Annotated in this window: 19 protein-coding genes (1 of these 19 cut by a window edge); 10 read left to right on the top strand and 9 right to left on the bottom strand. The window is 68.4% G+C overall.

Annotated features, from left to right (window positions below; translation table 11 throughout):
- Positions 1–98: 98 nt before the first annotated feature.
- From ACSDHM_RS18860 to ACSDHM_RS18835, 6 genes are all read right to left on the bottom strand, one after another.
- Complete coding sequence (locus ACSDHM_RS18860) at positions 99–494, bottom strand: hypothetical protein (RefSeq protein WP_072168754.1); 396 nt, start codon at positions 492–494, stop codon at positions 99–101.
- 94 nt (positions 495–588) lie between these two features.
- Entirely contained in the window at positions 589–2,628 is a 2,040-nt protein-coding gene (locus ACSDHM_RS18855) for an FUSC family protein (protein WP_252745436.1), read from the bottom strand.
- A 3-nt stretch (positions 2,629–2,631) separates the two neighbouring features.
- Positions 2,632–4,101, bottom strand: a complete 1,470-nt coding sequence (locus ACSDHM_RS18850; RefSeq protein ID WP_334272086.1) for an efflux transporter outer membrane subunit — start codon at positions 4,099–4,101, stop codon at positions 2,632–2,634.
- Complete coding sequence (locus ACSDHM_RS18845) at positions 4,098–5,015, bottom strand: efflux RND transporter periplasmic adaptor subunit (RefSeq protein ID WP_072168751.1); 918 nt, start codon at positions 5,013–5,015, stop codon at positions 4,098–4,100. Before ACSDHM_RS18845 ends, ACSDHM_RS18850 begins: the two co-directional genes overlap by 4 nt.
- Positions 5,012–5,221, bottom strand: a complete 210-nt coding sequence (locus ACSDHM_RS18840) for a DUF1656 domain-containing protein (RefSeq protein ID WP_025875651.1) — start codon at positions 5,219–5,221, stop codon at positions 5,012–5,014. The genes ACSDHM_RS18845 and ACSDHM_RS18840 overlap by 4 nt, the downstream gene beginning before the upstream one ends.
- Positions 5,222–5,329: 108 nt before the next feature.
- The gene (locus ACSDHM_RS18835; RefSeq protein WP_005421298.1) at positions 5,330–5,785 is read right to left on the bottom strand and encodes a MarR family winged helix-turn-helix transcriptional regulator; all 456 of its coding nucleotides are present in this window, start codon (positions 5,783–5,785) and stop codon (positions 5,330–5,332) included.
- A gap of 691 nt (positions 5,786–6,476) precedes the next feature.
- Here ACSDHM_RS18835 and folE point away from each other — a divergent pair.
- From folE to ACSDHM_RS18815, 4 genes are all read left to right on the top strand, one after another.
- On the top strand, positions 6,477–7,088 hold the full coding sequence (folE, locus tag ACSDHM_RS18830) for a GTP cyclohydrolase I FolE (RefSeq protein WP_004141296.1): 612 nt from the start codon (positions 6,477–6,479) through the stop codon (positions 7,086–7,088).
- Between the two features lie 112 nt (positions 7,089–7,200).
- Positions 7,201–8,670, top strand: coding sequence for a DUF3375 domain-containing protein (locus ACSDHM_RS18825; RefSeq protein WP_072168749.1), 1,470 nt, complete (start codon positions 7,201–7,203; stop codon positions 8,668–8,670).
- Complete coding sequence (locus ACSDHM_RS18820; RefSeq protein WP_005421303.1) at positions 8,657–9,358, top strand: DUF4194 domain-containing protein; 702 nt, start codon at positions 8,657–8,659, stop codon at positions 9,356–9,358. The genes ACSDHM_RS18825 and ACSDHM_RS18820 overlap by 14 nt, the downstream gene beginning before the upstream one ends.
- Before the next feature lie 16 nt (positions 9,359–9,374).
- Complete coding sequence (locus tag ACSDHM_RS18815) at positions 9,375–12,755, top strand: ATP-binding protein (protein WP_439426491.1); 3,381 nt, start codon at positions 9,375–9,377, stop codon at positions 12,753–12,755.
- A 197-nt stretch (positions 12,756–12,952) separates the two neighbouring features.
- Here ACSDHM_RS18815 and ACSDHM_RS18810 read toward each other — a convergent pair whose 3' ends face one another.
- Positions 12,953–13,732 (bottom strand): sulfite exporter TauE/SafE family protein, encoded by a 780-nt coding sequence (locus ACSDHM_RS18810; RefSeq protein ID WP_005411690.1) that lies wholly within the window; start codon positions 13,730–13,732, stop codon positions 12,953–12,955.
- Between the two features lie 102 nt (positions 13,733–13,834).
- Between ACSDHM_RS18810 and ACSDHM_RS18805 the strand changes: the two genes are divergently transcribed.
- Complete coding sequence (locus ACSDHM_RS18805) at positions 13,835–14,227, top strand: YchJ family metal-binding protein (RefSeq protein WP_072168748.1); 393 nt, start codon at positions 13,835–13,837, stop codon at positions 14,225–14,227.
- Positions 14,228–14,230: 3 nt separating this feature from the next.
- On the opposite strand, the gene ACSDHM_RS18800 is transcribed toward ACSDHM_RS18805, so the two are convergent.
- Positions 14,231–15,511 carry a diguanylate cyclase gene (locus ACSDHM_RS18800; RefSeq protein WP_439426490.1) on the bottom strand — a complete coding sequence of 427 codons (1,281 nt, stop codon included), beginning with the start codon at positions 15,509–15,511 and terminating at the stop codon, positions 14,231–14,233.
- A gap of 166 nt (positions 15,512–15,677) precedes the next feature.
- On the opposite strand from ACSDHM_RS18800, the gene egtB reads away from it, so the two are divergent.
- The 5 genes from egtB to ACSDHM_RS18775 all read left to right on the top strand — a co-directional run bounded on the left by egtB (position 15,678) and on the right by ACSDHM_RS18775 (position 21,003).
- Positions 15,678–16,949, top strand: a complete 1,272-nt coding sequence (gene egtB / locus ACSDHM_RS18795) for an ergothioneine biosynthesis protein EgtB (protein WP_228336653.1) — start codon at positions 15,678–15,680, stop codon at positions 16,947–16,949.
- Positions 16,946–17,920 carry an L-histidine N(alpha)-methyltransferase gene (gene egtD / locus ACSDHM_RS18790; RefSeq protein WP_072168745.1) on the top strand — a complete coding sequence of 325 codons (975 nt, stop codon included), beginning with the start codon at positions 16,946–16,948 and terminating at the stop codon, positions 17,918–17,920. Before egtB ends, egtD begins: the two co-directional genes overlap by 4 nt.
- Before the next feature lie 83 nt (positions 17,921–18,003).
- Entirely contained in the window at positions 18,004–19,272 is a 1,269-nt protein-coding gene (locus ACSDHM_RS18785) for a lytic murein transglycosylase (RefSeq protein WP_439426489.1), read from the top strand.
- Positions 19,273–19,312: 40 nt separating this feature from the next.
- A complete protein-coding gene (locus ACSDHM_RS18780; RefSeq protein WP_439426488.1) occupies positions 19,313–20,179 on the top strand; it encodes a D-hexose-6-phosphate mutarotase in 867 nt (288 codons plus the stop codon).
- Between the two features lie 50 nt (positions 20,180–20,229).
- Positions 20,230–21,003, top strand: a complete 774-nt coding sequence (locus ACSDHM_RS18775) for a DUF2628 domain-containing protein (RefSeq protein WP_227837724.1) — start codon at positions 20,230–20,232, stop codon at positions 21,001–21,003.
- A gap of 6 nt (positions 21,004–21,009) precedes the next feature.
- Here the strand turns inward: ACSDHM_RS18775 and ACSDHM_RS18770 are convergent, their stop codons facing one another.
- On the bottom strand, positions 21,010–22,036 hold the 3' portion of the coding sequence (locus ACSDHM_RS18770; RefSeq protein WP_439426487.1) for a benzoate/H(+) symporter BenE family transporter. The gene runs 161 nt beyond the window's last position; 1,027 of the gene's 1,188 nt are visible here — the last part of the coding sequence; its start codon lies off the right edge, out of view; the stop codon is at positions 21,010–21,012.

The following is a 22,036-nucleotide window of genomic DNA, read 5'->3' as shown; positions in this document are numbered from 1 at the left end:
GGGCCATGCTCGGCTGATGGGCCACGAAGCCGAGCGTGGCTCGACTCTACAAAAGCGCGCTTCGATCGTTCTGGTGGTCATCCACGCATGGCGTGGATCTACGCGATCAGCACCAACCCATCCGGAAACACGATCGCCGCTTCATCCGCACTCACGTCGAAGAAGCCCACGCCGTGCTTCTCGGCCAGATCCTGCACCCGCCCGTGCGCGCGCTCGGCCACCGAGTAGGCGAACGCGCCGTAGATCACCTGCCGGCCGATGCTGTACTCGGTCACCTCGGCGCGGTCGTCATCGTCGTTGCTCAGTGGTCCGTTCAACGGCGGGAATTCCTGCGCCATCTCCGCAAACCACGCTTGCAGCGCCGGGCTGCTGACGGCCGGGTCGTCATACTCGTGGCGCTCGTTCCACTGCGTCTGCTTTTCGAACCAGGCGATGAAAGCCGCCGCCTCGCGTGGCGCGGTGCTGGCCTCGAACACCATCATGTCGTAACTCATTGGATCTTCCTGTGCAGAGCAGGGGTCAGCGCCTTCGCCCGCGGCGAAGGATCCGACCCCGGCAACGGGGTCTGTGGACGCACAGGGTATCCCGCTAGAGCTGTTCGGCTGCACTCATCGCCAAGCCCGGCGCCAGCGCCTTGGCCTCTGGGAACAGCGCGAAGCGCAGGCCGATCAGGCCCATCAGCGCTTCGTCGCGGGCCTTGCAGGCGGCCACGCTGCCGACCCGGCCCAGCGACGTATCCAGCCGCTCGCGCAGCGCCTGGTCTGCAGCAATCGGCTTGCGCGCCGCGATCTGCCGCCGGTAGTGCCCAGCGATCTCTTCCAGGATGTGCTCGACGGCTTCGCGGCTGCGCTCGGGCAGTTCCAGCCGTGCACGACGCAGCTGCAGGATGTTCAGGCCGATGCGCGCCTCGTTGAGCATGTCCACCGAGGCGATGTCGCTGCCCTCCGGCGTCGCTGCCAGGCGCGGTGCGAGCAGGCCCAGCAGGTCGAGCGTGCGTGCGGCGAAGCGCTGCCGATCCTGCTGGCCACGTCCTTCGGCGGCTTCGGCCAGCGTGGTCCAGCCCTGCCGCACCAGCCGGCGCGCGGTCCACTCGGCACCTACCGAACGGAACAGGCGGGTCATCACCACTGCAAAGCCAATGCCGATGAACATCGCGATCGACGAGTTGAGGAAGGTCTGGATGTTGGCGCTGTAGGTGTTCTGCAGGCTCAGCAGCGCGGCCAGATTGACTGTCAGCGGCAGCGCGAACAGCGCACTCTTCGGATGATGCAGCAGCAGTCCGAGCGGCAGGAAGGCCACCGCCAGCACCAGTGCCAGCAGGCCGAAGTCGTGCACGGCTGGGAACACGCCGAACAGGTACACGCCCGCCACTACCGAGGCGACCATCGCCCACACCAGGAACTGCACCATGCTGGGAGCCGGATCGTCCTGTGCGGCAAAAAATGCGGCCGTCACCGCCGCCATCATCGCGCCGTTGCCGCCGCCTTCCCAGCCCAGTGCTATCCACAGCACGCAGTAACTCATCAGCGCCACGCCGGCACTGAGCGCGGAGAACAGCGCCATGCCGTAGTCGACGTGCTTGTCGGCGGCCACCCGTTCGGTGCGGATGCGGTAGTGCGCGCGATCCAACGGCGCGGTGCCCTGATCGATCGCGTGCTGCAGGGTGCGGCAGTCCTGCCACAGGTCCACCAGTTCCTCCAGGCGCAGCAGCAGGCTGGCCAGCTGCAGGTGCTGCAGGTCGCGGTCCACCTGCGGCTTCAGCGCGCTGATGCGCGCGCGCAGGCGGGCGTACTCGCTGGCGTTGGTCGGGCCATCCAGCCAATCGCGGATGTCGTCGACCAGCGCCGGCAGCCCATCCGGCAGGGCCTGGCCATCGCTGCGCAGCGCACTCAGGCGATCGGCGATTGACGACAACACCGGCAACAGCAGCAGCATGCGCTCGCGCAGGCGCTCCATCGACACCGCCGACCCTGCATGGCGTGGATCATCGCGGCGCAGGAATTCGATCAGCGCCTCGAACTGCACCAGATCGGCGGCCAACCGGTTGCGCGGCGCGTGTGCGCGGCCACGCTCAAGGATCTGCCGGCACCACTGCGCGGCGTCCTCCATCCAGTTGCCGATGCGGGCGCGCAGCATCGGGCGTACCGACGCCGGGAACAGCAGCGAGGCAAACAGCACGGCCACCACCGTGCCGAGGATGATCTCCTCGCTGCGCGCCACCACGGTGTCGAAGATGGTCTCCGGCGAGGTGACTGCCGGGAAGCCGATGAAGGCGGTGGTGTAGCCGGCCAACAGGAACGCGTAGCCGCGAGGGCCGCGGTTGAGCAGGGCCATGAACAGGCAACCGGCCAGCCAGATCGACATTGCCGCACTCAGCACCAGCGGGGTTTCCACCAGCGCCGGCAGTGCCAGCAGCGTGGCCAGCCCGGCCACCAGTGTGCCGACGATCCGGTACACGCCCTTGGCGCGGGTCGGGCCCAGCAGCGGCTGGCTGACGATGTACACCGTGCCCATCGCCCAGTACGGGCGCGACAGGTTGCCGGCCATGGCGATGTACAGCGCGGCCACCGCGGCCAGGTAGGTCTTGATCGAGAACAGCCAGGCCTGGCGATCGGTCAGCGCGTTCATGGCTTACTTCGCCGAGGCCTGTGCGGTGGACGGCACAGCCGGGGCAACCGATGCCTGCCAGCCGCCACCCAGCACCAGGAACAGGTGGATCTGGTCGCGCGAGACCTGTGCTTCGGCGGCGGCCAGGGTGGCGTCGCTGGTGGCCAGGCTGCGGTCGGCATCCAGGCTGGACAGGTAGGGTGTGCGGCCGCCCTGGTACAGCCGGCGGTTCTGCTCGGCGGCCAGCGCGGCCTGCTCCTGCGCCACGCGCAGCGACTGCAGTCGGCGCAGGTCCTGCGCATAGCGTTCCAGCGCAGTCTGGGTCTCGCGCAGTGCCTGCAGCACGGTGTGGTCGAACTCGGCCAGGGCCGCGTCGGCACCGGCTTCGGCGGCGTGGATGCGGGCATGCGTGCCCGAGGAGGGCAGTGTCCACGAGATCAGCGGGCCGATCGACCACTGCTGGGTCATCGGCGTGCCGAAGTCTTCCAGCAGGCCGGCGGCACCCACCGAGGCACCCAGACGGATGTCCGGATACAGCTCGGCGGTGGCCACGCCAATCCGCGCGGTGGCCGAGGCCAGCTTGCGTTCGGCCTGGCGCACGTCCGGGCGGCGCTGCAGCAGCGCACGGCCATCACCGACCGGCAGCGGCTGCGCCAGGCTGGGCGCGTGCGCGCAGTCGATCACGCCGGCCGGCAACTGGCCTGGGGTCTGGCCCAGCAGTGCGGCCAGCGAATAGGCCGCGGCCGAACGCTGCGCGCGCAGCGGCGGCAGTGCCGCCTCCAGCAGTGCCACCTGCGCATTGGCGCGGGCCAGTTCCGGCGGCGTGCCGCGGCCGGCCGCGATCAGGCGCTCGATGACGCTGCGGCTGCGCTGCTGCAGCTGCAGCGAATGCTCGGCCACGTGCAGCTCGTGGTTGGCGTGGCAGATTTCCAGGTAGCTGTCGGCCACCTGTGCGACCACGCTGACCTGGGCCAGGTCGCGCGCCGCAGCGACGGACTGCTCGTCGGCACGCGCTGCCTCGGCGCCGCGCTTGAGCTTGCCGAACAGGTCGAACTGGTAGCTGACCGCGAACTTGCCATCGGCCAGGTTGATCACCGGCAGCTCGTGCTCCTGCAGGAACGATTCGGCCGACAGCTGCGCGCGGCTGACGCCGGCCTCGGCCTCGTACTCGAATCCGCCCGCGTCCAGCGCCTGTTCGTACACGGCGGCGGCGCGGCGCAGGTGCGCATCGGCGGCCTTCAGTTCCACGTTGTCACGCAGTGCCTGGGTGATCAGCCCGTCCAGCACCGGGTCGTTGTACAGCGACCACCAGCGGTCGGGCAGCGCCTGGTTGGCAGCGACCTGCGGGTTCTGCGTATCGATGAAGGCCGCATTGGCCTCCGGGCGCTTGAACGCCGAGCCTTCCGGCAGTGCATAGTCCGGGCCGACGGTTCTGCACGCGGCCAGGCTGGCCAGTGCGACGATCAGGCCGAGACGGGGCAGGGCGGCGTTCACAGGCCCGCCTGTGTCGGCGAAGTGCCGGCCTTGTCGTTGTGCGGATGGCGGCCGGTGTCCACGGTCACCGTGGCGGTACGGCCGGCAATCAACTCAACGCCCTTGGGCACTTCGTCGATGGCGATGCGCACCGGGATGCGCTGCGCCAGCCGCACCCAGTCGAAGGCCGGGGTCACGTTCGGCAGCAGGGTGCTGCCGTTGCTGCGGTAGCGGTCCTCGATACCGGCGGCAATGCTCTCGACATGGCCGTGCAGCGGTGCCGATTCGCCCATCAGGCGGATGTCCACGCGCTGCCCCGGCGCCACGCCGCGCAATCGGGTTTCCTCGAAATAGCCATCAATGCGGAACGAGCCGGTATCCAGCAGCGCCAGCACTGGCTTGCCGGCCACCACGTAGTCGCCCACGCGCATCGTGCGGTCGTTGACGCGGCCATCGGCCGGCGCGCGCACCTCGGTGCGGCCCAGGTTGAGCTCGGCCAGGTCGACCGCCGCCTGTGCGGTGGCCAGCGCCGCCTGTGCGGCCTGCAGCTTGGCGCGGCGCACTTCGGCGTCCTCGGCGGCGACCAGGTCCTGCAGGCTGCGGTCGCGGCCGATCTCGCGGCGCAGCTGTGCCACCGAGGCCTGGCGCTCGGCCAGGCTGGCCTTGGCCTGCTCCAGCGCGATGCGGTAGCGGGCGCGATCGACGACGAACAGCAGGTCGCCCTTCTTCACCGCCTGGTTGTCGGCCACGTTCACCGTTTCCACCAGCCCGGACACGTCCGGCGCCACCTGCACCACGTCGGCGCCGACGTGGGCGTCGCGGGTCCAGGGTTCATCCATGTAGTAGACCCACAGCTGGCGCAGCACCAGCAGGGCGACGATCACGGCTGCGCTGGTGAGCAGCACCGGCAGGGTCTTCTTCACGATCTTGTTCACGATTGCATCCAACGCAGGAGGTGGAACAGCAGGCCAAGCACGATCCCGTACAGCGCCAGGTTGAACAGCGCCGGGTGCCATACATGGCGGTAGGCGCCGGCACGCTGCAGCAGCGCGTGCAGGCCGCTGTTGACCAGATAGGCCAACACCATCAACCCAAGCAGGGTCGGGACGAACACTCCGTGGAGACTGAATTCACCGGGCATCGGTAGGGGCGGGGACGAGGTGGGGGAGGGGAGGGACAACGAAACAACAGCAACGGGCAAAAGCCGCTGGCGTGTGCACGGCAGCGGCGGTGTTCGGGGGCAGCGCTCTTACGTGATGCGGTCGGCGGCCTCGGCCAGCAGGCGCCATGCCTTCAGCACGGCGTGCAGTTCATCCATGGAAAGCTCGCCGAACACGTCCTGGCGCAGGCCGATCAACTGATCTTCCAGTTCGCTGACCAGCGCATGGCCCTCGTCGGTCAGCCACAACAGATTGGCGCGGCGGTCGCTGGCGTCGCTCTCGCGGCGGACCAGGCCACTGGCACACAGCTTGTCCAGCAGGCGTACCAGGGAAGGACCCTCCATGCCCAGCTGCTGGGCCAGCGCCACCTGGCGGATGCCACCGCCGGAGCGGCCGATCATCAGCAACGGCATGGTGCAGGCGGTGGAGATGCCATAGCTGCCGAGCCGGCTGTCGGCCAGGCGCTGCCACTGCCGCCCTGCATAAAGCAGGCCGGAGCTGAGCTGCATCTGCAGCACGGTGCGCTCGTCGAGGGGTCGGTCCATAAGAGATAGATAGGATACTACTAATTTCATTCCTATCAATGGGTTTTTCTGAATGGGTGGGTGTGTTGAGGAAAGCGTTGCGCCTGCCTGGTGTCGGGTGGGGCAGCGGGGGCCGGACGGGGCAGGACACGCCGTAAACCCCCCTCCGGGGTCCGGCCCAGCCGCTGGCGGCTGTGCGTTCGGGCGCTTGCGAGGCATGCCTCGCAAGCAAAGCGCCCTCACCCTTGGGGGCTCGGCCGCGGCATCCATGCCGCGGACGGTCCTGCCCCGCCCGGCCCCCGCTTCCCTCCCATCACCCCGCGGGCGCGGTGGGTTGGCTCTTTGAAGGCAGGAGCAGCAGCCAAAGCTGTGCGGACCAACGGTCCGCACCCACCACAGCAGTCGCGAAGTCGCGCGGCTCTTCCGAAGCCATGAACCCGAGCTTTTGACCCCGCTTTCGGGCGGTCCGGCCGCGCCAGCAGGAAATTGTCGGAGAGGTGGAGGGGCAGGCCGGGCAGGACCGTCCACGGCATGGATGCCGTGGCCGAGCCTACAGGGACGTACTTGCGGCGTGTCCTGCCTGGCCTGCCCCTCCCCCTCTCGCTCAGCAACCATGAGGCGCCGCAAGCGACCCCCGATGAACCCGACCAACAGGACGACCCACCCCCCGGTCGGGTACGATGCTCGCCCCCCGTTCGGGACGCTGTACGCAATGAGCAAGAACAACGAAAAGGCCGCCCCGCAGGGCGACGTGACCCAGGACCAGGCCGAGGATGCCGTGCGCACCCTGCTGCGCTGGGCCGGTGAGGACCCGTCCCGCGAAGGCCTGCTGGATACCCCCCGCCGTGTCGCCGAAGCCTATGGCGACTGGTTCAGCGGTTACCGCGATGACCCGCGCGCCTACATGGAGCGCACCTTCGAGGAAGTGGCCGGCTATGACGAACTCATCGTCCTGCGCGACATCGAGTACGAAAGCCACTGCGAACACCACATGGCGCCGATCATCGGCCGCGTGCATGTCGGCTACCTGCCGGCCGGCAAGGTGGTGGGCATCAGCAAGCTGGCCCGCGTCGTCGAAGCCTACGCCCGCCGTTTCCAGGTGCAGGAGAAGATGACCGCGCAGATCGCCCAGTGCATCCAGGATGTGCTGCAGCCGATCGGCGTCGGCGTGGTCGTCGAGGGCGCCCACGAATGCATGACCACCCGCGGCATCCACAAGCGCGGCGTCAGCATGGTCACCTCCAAGATGCTGGGCAGCTTCCGCGACGACGCGCGTACCCGCGCCGAGTTCCTGCGCTTCATCGAAGTGGGCGGCAAGCGCTGAGCCGCTTGACCGCACTCCGCCGGCCTCTGCGGGCCGGCATGCCCACGGCTGCCCGCGCGGCCGCCGCGGGCGGCTGCTCGTCCCCGCCAGCCCTCATGACTCCTTTCGCTGCATGAAGCACCGCGAACGCATCTCCCGTTACCGCCATCTGCGCGAACAGCCCCAGTGGAAGCTGCTTGCCGCCGACCACGCCCCGGAAATCATCGGCCTGCTGCAGGGGCTGCTGATGGACGGCGAGCGCACGCTGCCGTCGTCGGTGCTCAACGAGCGCCTGCAGCGTGCGCTGGATCAGCTCAACGGCGACGAACTGTCGCGCGAGCTGCCGCGTACCGCGCAGGCCTATATCGCACACTGGCTGGCCCAGGGCTGGCTGGAACGCCGCCTGCCCGACGGTGCCGACCAGGAGCAGTACGAGCTGTCGACCGCGGCACTGCAGGCGATCCGATTCGCCGACGGCCTCGAGCAGGCCCGTGTGGCCGCCACCGAAAGCCGCCTGGCGCTGGTCATCGAACAGCTCTCGCAGCTGGCCGCGCAGACCGAATCCGATCCGGACGCCCGCCTGTCGGCGCTGCGCGACGAGCGCGACCGGATCGACGCCGAGATTGCCCGTGTCGGCGCCGGCCGTGTGATCGCGCTGGACGGCAAGCGCGCGCTGGAACGTGCGCGCCAGATCATCGGCCTGGCCGACGAGCTGACCGAGGACTTCCGCCGCGTGCGCGACGACTTCGAGCAGCTCAACCGCGAGTTCCGCGAACGCATCATCGACGACGAGGGCGAGCGCGGCGATGTGCTGTCGCAGCTGTTCGAAGGCGTGGACGTGATCGGCGAAAGTGACGCCGGGCGCAGCTTCCAGGCCTTCTGGCGCCTGCTCAACGACGCCGAGCAGAGCGCCCAGCTCGATGCCGCACTGGAAGCGGTGCTGGCGCGCGGCTTCGCCCGCCGCCTGGACCGCAACGAACGCAACTTCCTGCGCGGTTTCACCAGCACCATGCTCGAGCGCGGTGGCCAGGTGCACGATGTGCTGCAGAACTTCGCGCGCAGCCTGCGCGGCTTCGTGCAGAGTCGTGGCTACCTGGAACAGCGTCGCCTCAACCAGCTGCTCAAGCAGGCGCAGTCCGAAGCGCTCGCTCTGCGCGACGAGTTCCCCGCACAACGCGGCATCGGCCGCGACCTGCAGCTGACCACCAGCCGCCTGCGCTCGTGGTCGCAATGGAAACTGCACGATCCGCGCAGCGCCCAGGTCGATGGCAACGTCGAATACAACGACGCAGCCGCGATCAGCCTGGAAAGCGTCGGCGATCTGGTCGCCTCGTCCGAAATCGATTTCCGCACCCTGCGCCGCGACCTGCACGACCTGCTCGATGCACAGCCGCGTCTCAGCATCGCCCAGGCCCTGTCGCAGCGCGAAGCGCCGCAGGGTCTTGGCAGCGTCATCGGCTACCTGTCGCTGGGCACGCGCTTCGGCAACGTGGTCGCCGGCGAGCAGGAGCTTGCGCAATGGCGTGGTGGCGACGGCCAGATCCGTCGCGCCCGCATCCCGCTGGTTTGGTTCACCCAGGAGAGACGCCATGAGCTGGCATGAAGATCCCATCGACGCACCGCAGGCCGACGTGGCGGAAGACGCCTACGAGGCCGAGCCGGTGGCGGCCGTGGCGCAGCCCCGCCGTGGCAACGACGTGTACTACCTCGGCGATACCGGGCGCCTGCCGCTGGATGCGCGCCGTGCGCTGTGCCAGCTGCTGATCGGCCCCAGCATCGACCAGCTGCGCCACGCCAAGCTGTGGCCGGCGCTGATCCGCAGCGAGGCGGCCATCCGCTCATCGCTGGCCGACCTGTTCCTGGAACTGGTGCTCGACCGCGACAGTGGCGTGGCGTTCACCCGCCAGGCCGATACCGAAGACGTCGATGCGCCGGTGCTGCTGCGCACCTCCCCGCTGACCTTCATCGACTCGGTGCTGCTGCTGTACCTGCGCCAGCAGCTGGCCGAGGCCGATGCGCGCGGCAACCGCGCGGTGGTCGCCGACGCCGAGATGGCCGAAGCGCTGGCCATCTACGAAAAGAACCTGTCCACCGACCGCGCCGGCTTCAACCGTCGCGTCGCATCGGCGGTGCAGAAGATGAAGGACAACCACATCCTGACCCGCCTCAGCGGCCAGGAAGACCGCCACGAAGTCTCGCCGGCGCTGAAGCTGCTGTTCTCCGCCGAAGACGTGTCCCAGCTTTCGGCGGTCTACCGCCAGCTGCGTGAAACCCCGGCCGCCGAGGCCTGAGAGACCCGACCATCGCATGGCTATCTCCAAGCACACTCCCGCCCTGTTCAACGAAGGCCTGCCGGACCCGCGCCTGCAGCAGTTCCGCATGCGCCGCCTGCAGGTGCACAACTGGGGCACCTTCAACGGCCTGACCGAAGTACCGATCGCCGAACGCGGCTTCCTGTTCGTCGGCCGCTCCGGCTCGGGCAAGTCGACCCTGCTCGATGCCATGTCCGCGCTGCTGACGCCACCGGCCATCGTCGACTTCAACGCCGCTGCACGTGAAGCCGAGCGCAGTGGCCGCGACCGCAACCTGGTGTCCTACGTGCGCGGCGCGTGGGCCGACCAGCAGGACAGCGGCACCGGCGAAATCGCCACCCAGTACCTGCGCAAGGGCGCGACCTGGACCGCACTGGTGCTGGAATACCGCGCCGGCGATGGCCGCGTGGTCAGCCTGGTGCGCCTGCTGTGGATCTCCGGCAATGGCACCTCGGCCGGCGATGTGCGCAAGCACTACATGATCGCCGAGCGCCCGTTCGACATCGCCAAGGACCTCGGCGGTTTCGACCTGGACCTGCGCAAGCTGAAGCAGAAGCTGCCCGACCTGCACCACTTCGACACCTTCTCCGGCTACGCCGAGCGCTTCCGCGACCTGCTCGGCATCGACAACGAGATGGCGCTGCGCCTGCTGCACAAGACGCAGTCGGCGAAGAACCTGGGCGACCTCAACGTCTTCCTGCGCGACTTCATGCTCGACACGCCGAAGACCTTCGACGCCGCCGAGCGCCTGGTCAGCGACTTCGCCGAGCTTGATGGCGCGCACCAGGCGGTGGTCACCGCCCGCCGCCAGGTGGAAACCCTGTTGCCGGCCCGCGCCTACTACAACGACCTGAAGGAAATGCACCGCCGTCGTGGCGACGACGAAGCGCTGAAGCTGGGTGTCGACAGCTTCCGCGAAAGCCGGCGCCAGGCGCTGATCGAAGCGCGCCTGCGCGAGATGGACGTGCGTGACCGCGGCCTGCTTGGCGAAGAAGCCCAGCGCCGTGCCGCGCTCGACAACCACACCGAGCGCCTGGCCGAACTGGAGCTGCAGCGCCGCCAGCAGGGCGGTGAGCGCATCGAGGAACTGGAACGCGAGCAGGGTCGTGCCGAAGCTGAGCGCGATCGCCGTCAGGCCAAGCGCGAGCAGGCACGCCAGGCGGCGCAGCAGCTGGGGGCCGAACTGCCGGACGACGCCCATGGCTTCGCCGAACTGGTCGAGCGCGCACAGAACGAGCTGCAGGACCGCCAGCGTGCCTCCTCGGCACTGGACGACGCGATCAGTGACCGCCTGGGCGGCAAGCGCGATGACGAGCGCCGCTTCGGCGAGGTCCGTGCCGAACTCGAAGCGATGCAGCGCACGCCCTCCAACATCCCGGCGCCGATGCAGAAGCTGCGCGCGCGCCTGGCCGAGGAAACCGGCATCGCCGAGGCGGCACTGCCCTTCGTCGGCGAACTGATCCAGGTCCGCTCGGAAGAGCAGGGCTGGCAGGGTGCCATCGAGCGCGTGCTGGGTGGCTTCGCGCTGTCGCTGCTGGTCGACGACAAGCACTACAACGACGTCGCCGAATGGGTGAACCGTACCCACCTTGGCATGCGCTTCACCTACTACCGCGTGCGCCGCAACGATGATGCATTCGCCCGTGAGCCGTCGGCGAAGTCGCTGCTGCACAAGCTTGAACTGCGCGAGCATGTGTTCGAAAGCTGGCTGCGCCGCGAGCTGGGCAAGCGCTTCGACTACGAATGCGTGGATGCCAAGCAGCTGCGCAACGTCGACCGCGGCATCACCCGCGAAGGCCAGGTCAAGCATCCCGGCGACCGTTTCGAGAAGGACGACCGCAGTGCGGTGGGCGACCGCCGTCGCTGGATCCTCGGCTTCAACAACCACGACAAGTTGGGCGCCTTCGAGCGCGAAGCACAGGAGCTGGCCAAGCGCATCGCCAGCTGCGAGACCGACATCGCGCGCCTGCGCGGGCAGCGTGACCGCGACAACGAACGCCGCCTGGCCTGCCACGAGCTGGTCAGCATCAGCTGGAACGAGATCGACATCGCCGCTCCGCAGCAGCGCCTGAGCGATATCGAAGCCACCCTGCGCGACCTGCGCGAAGGCAACGCCGATCTCGCCAAGCTGGCCAAGCAGATCGACGCCGTGCGCGCCGACATCGAGCAGTCCCGCCGCACCTATGAAGACGTCCGCGTCGAGCGCGGCCAGCTGGTCAAGGAACGTGATCGCCTGGACCGCGCACGCCAGCAGAGCCGTGCACTGGTGCTGCCGAGCCTGGCCCAGGAGCAGGAAGCCGGCCTCGCCGAGCGCCTGCAGGAACAGGGTCCGCTCAGCCTGGAAACGCTCGAAGCGCACATGCGCCAGGTCAGCAACGCGCTGAACGAGCAGTTGTCGTCCTCGCAGCAGGACCTCAACCGCATCGAGAACCAGCTGATCGGCTGCTTCCGTCGCTTCATCCAGCAGTGGCCGGAGGAGTCAGGCGACTTCACCGTGTCGGTGGCCTCGGCCGAGGACTTCCTCGCACGCCTCGAACGGCTGGAACGCGACGGCCTGCCACAGCACGAAGAGCGCTTCTTCGACCTGCTGCAGAACCAGAGCAAGAACAACCTGCTGGCCCTGCAGCGCCACAGCGCAGAGGCCCGCAAGTCGATCGGCCAGCGCCTGGACGAGGTGAACGCCAGCCTGGAGCAGGTGCCGTTCAACCGTGGCACGCTGCTGACCATCGAACTGAGCGACCGCCGCCTGCCGGAGGTCGCTGAGTTCCACCTGCAGCTGCGCGAGGTGCTGTCGCAGCAGCAGACCGAGCAGCGCGAGCTGGCCGAATCGCAGTTCACCGTGCTGCGCCAGCTGGTCAACCGCCTCGGCTCGCAGGAAGGCGAGGACAAGCGCTGGCGCGAGCTGGTGCTGGACGTGCGCATGCACGTGGAGTTCATCGGCGTCGAGCTGGATGCGGAAACGCGCCAGCAGGTCGAGATCTACCGCAGCGGCGCCGGCAAGTCCGGTGGCCAGCGCCAGAAGCTGGCCACCACCTGCCTGGCAGCAGCGCTGCGCTACCAGCTCGGCGGCGCTGACAGCCAGCTGCCCAGTTACGCGGCGGTCGTGCTCGACGAGGCCTTCGACAAGGCCGACAACGAGTTCACCGCGCTGGCGATGAACATCTTCGACAACTTCGGCTTCCAGATGGTGGTCGCCACCCCGCTGAAGTCGGTGATGACGCTGGAGCCGTTCATCGGTGGCGCCTGCTTCGTCGAAATCAGCGGCCGCCACGACTCCGGCGTACTGCTGATCGAGTACGACGAAGAGGGCAAGCGCCTGAAGCTGCCGGAGCGCAGCCGCCAGCAGGCCAACGAACCGGAAGAAGCCGAGGCCTGACCCGGCCGATTGAAGGGGAACGCCGGCCAGCGGCCGGCACTACCCAGGGGCGGGGTTCATGATCCGGTAGTGCCGGCCGCTGGCCGGCAACACTCCGCGCCCAGGCATTCCGTAGACCCGAGCCATGCTCGGCTGCTCTTTGCGACCGAAAAGGGCGTGCCAACCAAGGTTGGCACCTACCGGGTCATGACGCGCATTCACGCAGCGCGGAACGTATCCCACGCCATCCGCGCGATCAGCACCACCACCAGCCCCACGAACAGCTTGCGGATGAACGGCGTGCCGCCCTTCAGTGCCAGGCGCGTGCCCACCACCGAACCGATGATGTTGGCTGCGGCCATTGGCAGCGCGAACAGCCACAGGATGTTGCCGGTCGGCACGAAGAACGAGATCGCTGCCACGTTGGTCGCCAGGTTCACGACCTTCGACGCCGCTGACGCGCGCAGGAAATCCAGCCCGAAGAAGCGCACGAACAGGAAGATCAGGAAACTGCCGGTGCCTGGCCCGAAGAAGCCGTCGTAGAAGCCGATCGCCGCACCGATCGCCAGCGCGATCACCAGTTCGCGGCGGCCGATCTCCTGCGGCCGGTGCAACGCGCCGAAGTCCTTCTTCCACAGCGTGTAGGCCAGCATCGCGACCAGCAGCACCAGCACCAGCGGCCGTACAGCATCCTTCGGCAACAGGCTGACGGCCGTGGCCCCGGCAAAGGAAAAGATGAAAGCGGTGCCGGCCGCGAACAGCACCGGCTTCCACGGGAAGCGCACATTGCGCGCATAGCGCCAGGCAGCCGCACCGGTACCGAACATCGAACTGAACTTGTTGGTACCAAACAGCATCGCCGGCGTCTGCTGTGGCAGCACCGTGAACAGGCCGGGCAGCTGTACCAGGCCGCCGCCGCCCACGGCAGCATCCACAAGACCGGCGATGAAGGCGATCACCACCAGCCACCACAACTCAGGGGGAACCAGTTCCAGCACGGCGATCAATCAATGTGGGGGCGCGACAGCATACGCCTGTCCTGATCCGGGCGACTGCCGCCGCGCGTGGATCAATTACTGCAACCCGGCGACAATGCCGGCATGAGCCGAAAATCCGCCGATCCCTGCCCCTGTGGCCTTCCCGCCGATTATCCGGTCTGCTGTGGCCGTTTCCATGCCGGCGAGGCCGCGCCCGATGCCGAGCGCCTGATGCGTTCGCGTTACAGCGCCTATGTGAGGGGCCTGGCCGGCTACCTGCGCCACACCTGGCACCCGGACACGCGTCCGGCCGAGCTGTCGCTGGACGACGCACCAGGCCAGCGCACCCATTGGCTGGGCCTGACCGTGCACGACCACACGGTCACCGGCGCAGACAGTGCTGAAGTGCGCTTCACCGCGCGCTACCGCATCGGCGGCGGCAGCGCGGTGAGAATGACCGAGCACAGCCGATTCCGGTGCATCGACGGCCGCTGGTATTACCTCGACGCGGTCTGAGCCCTACGCACTGGATGCAGCCAGCAGGCGCTGGCCGCCGTGCGCGCGGACCTGGTTGCGACCTCCGTCCTTGGCCATGTACAGCGCCTGGTCGGCGGCCTTGACCACTGCCGTCGGTCGCGGATCCACGCGGCTGTCGGCCAGCCCGATGCTGACCGTCACCTGCACCACCTGGCCGGTGCCGCCGCGTCCGCGCTGCTGACGGCCGGCTTCGTCGTCACGGCTGCGGGTACTGCGGTCGCGCAGCTGCATGCGGGTGTCCTCGATGCTCTGCCGCAGTGCTTCGACGGCCTCAATGCAGGCCGTCGCCGGGCGGTCCAGGAACACCACCGCGAATTCCTCGCCGCCATAGCGGAACGCTCGGCCACCGTCGCCGACACGCGCCAGCCGCGACCCCACCAGGCGCAGCACGTCATCGCCGGTATCGTGGCCGTGGGTGTCGTTGAACGACTTGAAGTGGTCCACGTCCACCATCGCGATGCTGTAGGTGCCGCGCGCTCGCTGCAGGGTCTCGTTGAACGCCCGTCGCCCGGGCAGGCCGGTCAGCTCATCGCAGAAGGCCATGTGGAAGGATTCCTGAAGCATCGCGCCCAGCATCAACAGCAGGGCGGCGCTGCTCAGCGCCGGCAGCAGTACCGGCTGCAGGAAGATCCGCGGCAGCATCCACCACAGGCACAGCAGGGCCAGCAGCATCGCCGTGTGCAGTGCCCGCGGATGCCGCCACGCCCGCCAGCCCAGCGCTGCGGTCGCCAGCAGGAACAGCAGCGCCGGCAGCTGCGCCAGCGCATTCCAGTCGGCGGGAATCCAGGCCCAGTGACGGCTCGACAGCAGATCGTGCATGCCCTGCGGCTGTTGTGCCGCAAGCAGCAGGAAGATCACCAGGGCCGCGCCGCAGACCACGCTGCGCAGCAGCAGGTCCTGGCGTCGGCGTCCGCGTTCCGGCCACAGTGCCAGCCCGGCAAACAGCAGCGGCACCCAGGCCGAGATTGCGTGGAAGCGCAACGGAGTCAAGGCGTCGACATGGCCGCTGCGCAGGTAGCCGCCGACGTCCCGGTGCAGCAGGGCGAACACCACCGCCACGACCAGCAGCAGGCACAACGTGCGTATCTGGTGGTAGAGCAGGGCCAGGCCCGCGCCGAGGCAGGCCAGCAGCCAGGGCAGGATGCGTTGGGCCGGGCTGGCCACATCCTCGGTGCCCAGTGCCATCCACAGCACCAGGACGACCAGCACGGCGGGCAGCACGAACAGGTAATGCGCAGGCTGGCGGAGTGGATGCAGGGGCACGCAGGAAGTCCAGTGCGGTGACGATGCGGCCGCAACACTGCCGTTAGCGGCGTCCTCACCCGCTTCTTGAACACGCGCATTCTGAAAAGGTATGCCCGCAACCATGTGAATGGTGCAGTGTGCCGCCATGACGTCGCACTCACCGCACTGCGCCGATGCTGTAGGCATGGACAGCGTACCCACCGCCGTCGCTGCCCCGCAGCACGACCTCGCCCACCACTTCGCACATGTGCGTGCCCGCAGCCTGCAGTTGGCCGCACCGCTCAGTGCAGAGGACGCCATGCTGCAGAGCATGGCCGACGCCAGTCCCAGCAAGTGGCACCTGGCCCATACCACCTGGTTCTTCGAACGCTTCGTGCTGGCGGGATTCGCCAGTGCGCCTGCGCGTGATCCAGCCTGGGACTATCTTTTCAACAGCTACTACAAAAGCATCGGTCCGGCGCACGCGCGGCCGCAACGCGGCCTGTTGTCGCGGCCCTCGCTGCAGCAGGTGCGCGACTACCGCCAGCAGGTCGACATGCAGGTGCAGTCACGGCTGGCGGCGGGTGACCTCGACGCGCAGGCGCTGCACCACCTGCAGTTGGGGCTGCAGCACGAACAGCAGCACCAGGAACTGCTGTTGACCGACATCAAGCATGCGTTCTGGTGCAATCCGTTGCAGCCGGCCTACCGCGAGGACCTGCAGCCTGCCACCAGCGCTGCCAGTGCGCAGGGCTGGACCGAATCACCCGAACGCATCGTCACCATTGGCGCCGCAGCCTGGCCGCAGCACGCCGCCTTCGCCTACGACAACGAATCGCCGGCGCATCGCGTGCTGCTCCCCGCACACGCACTGGCAGAGCGTCCCGTCAGCAATGGCGAGTACCTCGCCTTCATCGAGGCTGGCGGCTACCGCGAGCCGCGCTGGTGGCTCAGCGAAGGCTGGGCGTTGCGCGAAGCCGAGGGCTGGCAGCACCCGCTGTACTGGGACGATGCCCTGCAGCGCGAGTACACCCTCGGCGGTTGGCGAGAACTGGACCCGCATGCGCCGGTCTGCCACCTCAGCTATTACGAGGCTGATGCCTGCGCCCGCTGGGCGGGTGCGCGCCTGCCCAGCGAGTTCGAGTGGGAAGCCGCCGCTGCGACGCAGCCCCTGCGTGGCCATTTTGCCGACGACGATCAGCTGCATCCTCGGGCGGGGCAGGGCAGTGGGCTGCGGCAGCTGTTCGGCGACGTATGGGAATGGACCCACAGCGCGTATGGCGCCTATCCGGGCTTTCGCCCTTTCGCCGGCAACCTCGGTGAGTACAACGGCAAGTTCATGTGCGGGCAATGGGTGCTGCGCGGTGGCAGCTGCGCCACGCCGCGTGGCCACGTGCGTGCCAGCTACCGTAACTTCTTCATGCCCCCGGCACGTTGGCAGTTCTCCGGGCTGCGCCTGGCCAGGGATCTCGCATGAGTACGGTGCAGGACGCGCTGCAGGCGCTGACCGATCTCACTCCCGGCCGCCAGCAGATCCTTGCCGACGTGGTGGCCGGGCTGTTGCGCACGCCCCGCCAGCTGCCGTCCAAGTACTTCTACGATGCACGCGGCTCGCGCCTGTTCGAGCAGATCACGCATACGCCAGAGTACTACCCCACGCGCACCGAGCTGGCCCTGCTTTCACGGGTACTGCCGGACATCGCCCGAAGCGTCGGGCCGCACCTGCACGTTGTGGAACTGGGCAGCGGCAGTGGCCGCAAGACCGCGTTGCTGCTGGCCGCCCTGCACGACCCGGTGGCCTACACGCCGATTGAAATCTCACGTGCCGCGCTGCTGTCCAGCATCGACCATCTGGCCCCGGCGCTGCCCGAGGTGGAGATGCTGCCGGTCTGTGCCGACTTTACCCGTCCCGTCGCCGTACCCATGCCCGAACGCGAACCCGCGCGACGGCTGCTGTTCTTCCCGGGTTCCACGCTGGGCAACTTTGAAGGCGAGGACGCGGTCGCGCTGCTGCGCGCGATGCGCCAGACCATGGGGCATGATGGCCTGGCCCTGGTCGGCATCGACCTGCACAAGGACCCGGCGTTGATCGAGGCGGCCTACAACGATGCGCAGGGCGTCACCGCCGCATTCACCCTCAACCTGCTGGCCCGCCTGAACCGCGAGATCGGCAGCGACTTCGATCTCGATGGCTTCCGTCATCGTGCACGCTACAGCACCGCGCGGTTGCGCATCGAGACCGATCTGGTCAGCCAGCGGGCACAGGACGTCCACCTGGATGGCCGCATTTTCCACTTCGCCGCCGGTGAACCCATTCGCGTCGAGTACAGCCACAAGTACACCGAGGACAGCTTCGACGCGCTGTTGCGGCAGGCGGGCCTGCAGGTGGCGCAGCGATGGGATGCCGAAAGCCCAGCCTATGGCCTGCGCCTGCTGCGCCGCGCCTGAGGTGGTGGCCAGCCGGTGCCCCTTCAGGTTCGGCAGCACCGCTGCCCCTAAGATGGCCGTGCAACGGCAACACGGAGGACGCCATGCCCATTCTGACCACGCTCGGCCTGGCGGCCGCCCTTGCGTCGACCCCGACGCTGCCTGCGGCTTCCGCCGCCAGCACCGATCCGGCGTTCAGCCGCTGCTTGGCGGGCCTGCAGGCCACCGCCGCGACCCAGGGCATCGGCGCTGACCGCTTCAACGAGATCACCGCCGGGCTCACCCCGGACCCCAGCGTGCTCGGCCTGCTCGATGCACAGCCCGAATTCACCACGCCGATCTGGGACTACCTGGCCGCGCTGGTCGATCGCCAGCGCGTGGCTGATGGTCGCGCCCTGCTGCAGCAGCACCGCGACCTGCTCGATCGCGTGTCGGCCCAGTATGGCGTCGATCCGGGCACCATCGTCGCGGTCTGGGGCGTGGAGAGCGACTACGGCCGCGTGTTCGGCAAGCGCCCGCTGCTGCAGTCATTGGCCACGCTGTCGTGCGCCGGCCGCCGCCAACCTTTCTTCCGCGGTGAGCTGCTGGCGCTGCTCAAGCTGATCGACCGCGGCGACCTGCAGGCACAGGGGCTCACCGGCTCCTGGGCCGGTGCCTTCGGGCACACCCAGTTCATGCCCAGCACCTATGCACGCATCGCCGTGGACGGTGATGGCGATGGCCGCCGCGATCTGGTCGGCAGCATTCCCGATGCACTGGCCTCCACCGCCAACTACCTCAAGCGTGCCGGTTGGCGCAGTGGCGAACCATGGGGCATGGAGGTGCATGTGCCCGCCGGCTTCAACGCCAGCCAGGCCGGCCGCACCCAGCGTCGTGCCCTGGCCGATTGGCGCGCGCAGGGCGTGACCGCGCTGGATGGCAGCGCGTTGGCTCCGGCCGACCTGCCGGCGGATGCGCGCGCCGCCCTGCTGCTGCCGGCCGGCAACAAGGGCCCGGCGTTGCTGGTGTTCCGCAACTACGACGCGATCTACAGCTACAACGCTGCCGAAAGCTATGCGCTGGCGATCGCGACGCTTGCCGACCAGCTGCGCGGCGGCAACGGGCTGGCTACCGCCTGGCCGACCGACGATCCAGGCCTGGGCCGCGATGAGCGTCGCCAGCTGCAGACCCTGCTGCTGGCCCGCGGCCACGACATCGGTGCCGCCGACGGCATGATCGGTACCGCCACGCGTCGCGCGATCCAGGCCGAGCAGCAGCGCCTGGGCTGGAGCGAGGTGGACGGCCGCGCAGGCCAGCGCATCCTGCGCACGCTGCAGGAAGAGGCGGCCGCCATCGCACCCGCTGCGCAGAATGCCTTGCCGGCGGCACGTTGACCGCGACATCATCGCCGCGGTCTTCAAGGAGCGTCATCGCATGCAGTCGAATCCGGACATCAGCACCGGCCTGTATCACGGCCTGGAGGCCTGGCAGGTGCGAACCGCCAATGCCACAGCGGTCGTGAGTGTGTTTGGTGGCCAGCTGCTGTCGTTCATTCCCGATGGGCAGCCCGATCTGTTCTGGCTTTCGCCCACGCGCGCCGAGCTGCCCACGCCCATCCGCGGTGGCGTCCCGGTGTGCTGGCCGTGGTTCGGTCGCCAGGGCAAGAGCGCCGATGCACCGGCGCATGGCCTGGTACGTACCGCGCGCTGGGAGCTTCTTCAGGCCACCCAGAGCGATGACGGCGAGGTAGAGCTGCAGTTGGCACCTGCGCCCTGCGCCGATCCCGGCCTGCGCCTGCAGATGCAGCTGCGCGTCGGCCGCCAGCTGCGCCAGCAGCTCGTCACCGAAAACACCGGAACCTCGCCGGTGACCTTCACCCAGGCCCTGCACAGCTACTTCCGGGTCGGCGATGCCACTCGTGTCGAGGTCGATGGCCTCGACGGCCTGCAGTACCTGGACAAGTACGAGGACGGCGCGCAGCTGCGCCAGCAGCAGGGGCCCTGGTCACTGCGTGACCCGCGCGATCCGGGGCGCAGCGACCGCATCTATACCGGTGCCGGCGGCCACTACGTGCTTCGCGATCCCGTCCTGCAGCGGCGGATCGAGATCCGCAGCGAAGGCAGCCAGACCCTGGTGGCCTGGAACCCCGGCATGGAGGCAGCGGCGAAGATGGCCGATGTCGGCGACGGTTGGCACGATTACGTGTGCCTGGAAGTGGCCAACGCCGGGCCAGAGCAGATTACGCTTGCGGCGGGTGCGCGCCATCAACTGGTGCAGACCCTGGGCAGTACCGCGCTGTAGGCGCTGGCAGCGGTTCCAGTTTGTCGAGGCAGGTAGCAGGGACGGAAAACATGCAGGAAGCACAATGGTGGTACGCCAATGGCAGGCAGAGCAGTGGGCCGGTCGATCTGGCCGGTCTTCGCCAGCTGCAGCGGGAAGGGACGGTTACGGCGCGCACCCTGCTCTGGTGCGAAGGCATGCCCTCATGGCGGCCGTTGGCCGAACTGGAGCAGGCTTCCACCCCCATCGAGGTGGGTCCGGCCCCGGATATCGACGCAGCCCCTGCAGTTGAGGGCATTGCGCCGAATGTCGGCGATCCGTCCGATCCCTATCGTGCGCCGGTCGCTGTACCGGACAGGGCTGCGGCTGCGGGGCTGGAGGGCGAGAGGGCCTTGTACGCCAGCGTGGTCGGCGGCAACTTCCCGATCTATCGCCAGCGCTGGCGGCTGGATCAGGGCATTGCCACGGGCAGTGGCACCTGGCACTGGCCGGCCTTCCTGCTCGGCCCGATCTGGATGATGTACCGCAAAATGTACCGCCTGGCGGCAATGTGGGTCGGCCTGCTGCTGCTGATCAGCGTGGTGGAGACCATGCTGGATGTGCCCGAAGGCGTGTCGCTGGTCATCACCATCGCGCTCAGCGTCACCACCGGCACCTTTGGCAACACCTGGTACCTGGCACACTGCCAGCGCCTGATCGCCCAGGCCCGTGCCGTCAGCGGCGGCGATGACGCACGGCTGCACAGCGAGCTGACCGCACGCGGCGGCACCAGCGTGGTCGCTACACTGGCCGCCATCGTCATCTCGGTGGTGTTGAGCACCATCGGCGCCGCACTGGCAGGGTAGGGCAGGTCAGCGGCCCTGACGGGGCCGCAGCACCAGCAGGGACAGCGCACCGGCCACCAAGCCCCAGAACGCCGAACCGATCCCGGCCAGGGAGACCCCCGAGGCGGTGACCAGGAAGGTGACCAGTGCCGCCTCGCGGTCCCGCTCTACCGCCAGCGCACTGGCCAGGCTGTTGGCGATGGTGCCGAACAGCGCGATACCGGCCACGCACGCCACCAGCTCGCTGGGGAAGGCCGCGAACAGTGCGGCCACGGTGGCGCCGAACAGTCCGATGATGATGTAGAAGGCACCTGCCGCCATGGCGGCGGTATAGCGTCGTGCCGGGTCCTCATGTGCATCACGGCCCATGCAGATCGCGGCGGTGATTGCCGCCAGGTTCAGCGCGTAGGCACCGAACGGCGCCAGCAAGGTATTGACCACGCCGATCCAGCCGATCAGCGGCGACACCGGCGCGTCATAGCCGGAGGCACGCATCACTGCCACACCGGGAATGTTCTGCGAGGCCATGGTGACCACGAACAGGGGCAGGGCGATGCCGGCTACCGCAGTCCAGGACAGGGATGGGGTCACCCATTGCGGCATCGCCAGTTGCAGCTGCACCTGCTGTGCGTGCAGCAGGCCACGGCTGGCTGCGACCGCGATGCCGACCAGCAGTGTGGCGATCACCGCATAGCGCGGGAACAGGCGGCGTCCCGCCAGCCAGGTGGCGAACATTGCCAGTGCCAGTACCAGCTGGGAATTCATGGCCACGAACACGTCCAGACCGAAGCGCAGCAGCACGCCGGCCAGCATGCCGGCGGCCAGCGCCATCGGCACCCGCTGCATCAATCGTGCGAACACCCCGGAGAAGCCTGCCAGCATGCCAAGCACTGCGGCGAGCAGGAATGCACCGGTGGCCTCGGCGAGCGAGGCGCCACCGGCACCGACCACCAGCATCGCCGCGCCCGGTGTCGACCATGCGGTCACCACCGGCACGCGATAGCGCAGCGACAGCCCGATGCAGGTGACACCCATGCCCAGTCCCAGTGCCCAC

This window comes from Stenotrophomonas sp. T8, from assembly GCF_051853085.1.
Classification (GTDB): Bacteria; Pseudomonadota; Gammaproteobacteria; order Xanthomonadales; family Xanthomonadaceae; genus Stenotrophomonas; species Stenotrophomonas sepilia.
The sequence above is the reverse complement of the archived record's forward strand: the minus strand, read 5'-3'. Positions and strand labels throughout refer to the sequence as shown.

Excerpts from the sequence above, each read along its gene's own strand:
- egtB (WP_228336653.1), top strand. The coding sequence starts at position 15,678 with ATGGACAGCGTACCCACCGCCGTCGCTGCCCCGCAGCACGACCTCGCC.
- ACSDHM_RS18805 (WP_072168748.1), top strand. The coding sequence starts at position 13,835 with ATGAGCCGAAAATCCGCCGATCCCTGCCCCTGTGGCCTTCCCGCCGAT.
- ACSDHM_RS18855 (WP_252745436.1), bottom strand. The coding sequence starts at position 2,628 with ATGAACGCGCTGACCGATCGCCAGGCCTGGCTGTTCTCGATCAAGACC.
- ACSDHM_RS18785 (WP_439426489.1), top strand. The coding sequence starts at position 18,004 with ATGCCCATTCTGACCACGCTCGGCCTGGCGGCCGCCCTTGCGTCGACC.
- ACSDHM_RS18820 (WP_005421303.1), top strand. The coding sequence starts at position 8,657 with ATGAGCTGGCATGAAGATCCCATCGACGCACCGCAGGCCGACGTGGCG.
- ACSDHM_RS18840 (WP_025875651.1), bottom strand. The coding sequence starts at position 5,221 with ATGCCCGGTGAATTCAGTCTCCACGGAGTGTTCGTCCCGACCCTGCTT.
- ACSDHM_RS18780 (WP_439426488.1), top strand. The coding sequence starts at position 19,313 with ATGCAGTCGAATCCGGACATCAGCACCGGCCTGTATCACGGCCTGGAG.
- ACSDHM_RS18835 (WP_005421298.1), bottom strand. The coding sequence starts at position 5,785 with ATGGACCGACCCCTCGACGAGCGCACCGTGCTGCAGATGCAGCTCAGC.
- ACSDHM_RS18825 (WP_072168749.1), top strand. The coding sequence starts at position 7,201 with ATGAAGCACCGCGAACGCATCTCCCGTTACCGCCATCTGCGCGAACAG.
- ACSDHM_RS18815 (WP_439426491.1), top strand. The coding sequence starts at position 9,375 with ATGGCTATCTCCAAGCACACTCCCGCCCTGTTCAACGAAGGCCTGCCG.
- egtD (WP_072168745.1), top strand. The coding sequence starts at position 16,946 with ATGAGTACGGTGCAGGACGCGCTGCAGGCGCTGACCGATCTCACTCCC.
- ACSDHM_RS18860 (WP_072168754.1), bottom strand. The coding sequence starts at position 494 with ATGAGTTACGACATGATGGTGTTCGAGGCCAGCACCGCGCCACGCGAG.
- folE (WP_004141296.1), top strand. The coding sequence starts at position 6,477 with ATGAGCAAGAACAACGAAAAGGCCGCCCCGCAGGGCGACGTGACCCAG.
- ACSDHM_RS18775 (WP_227837724.1), top strand. The coding sequence starts at position 20,230 with ATGCAGGAAGCACAATGGTGGTACGCCAATGGCAGGCAGAGCAGTGGG.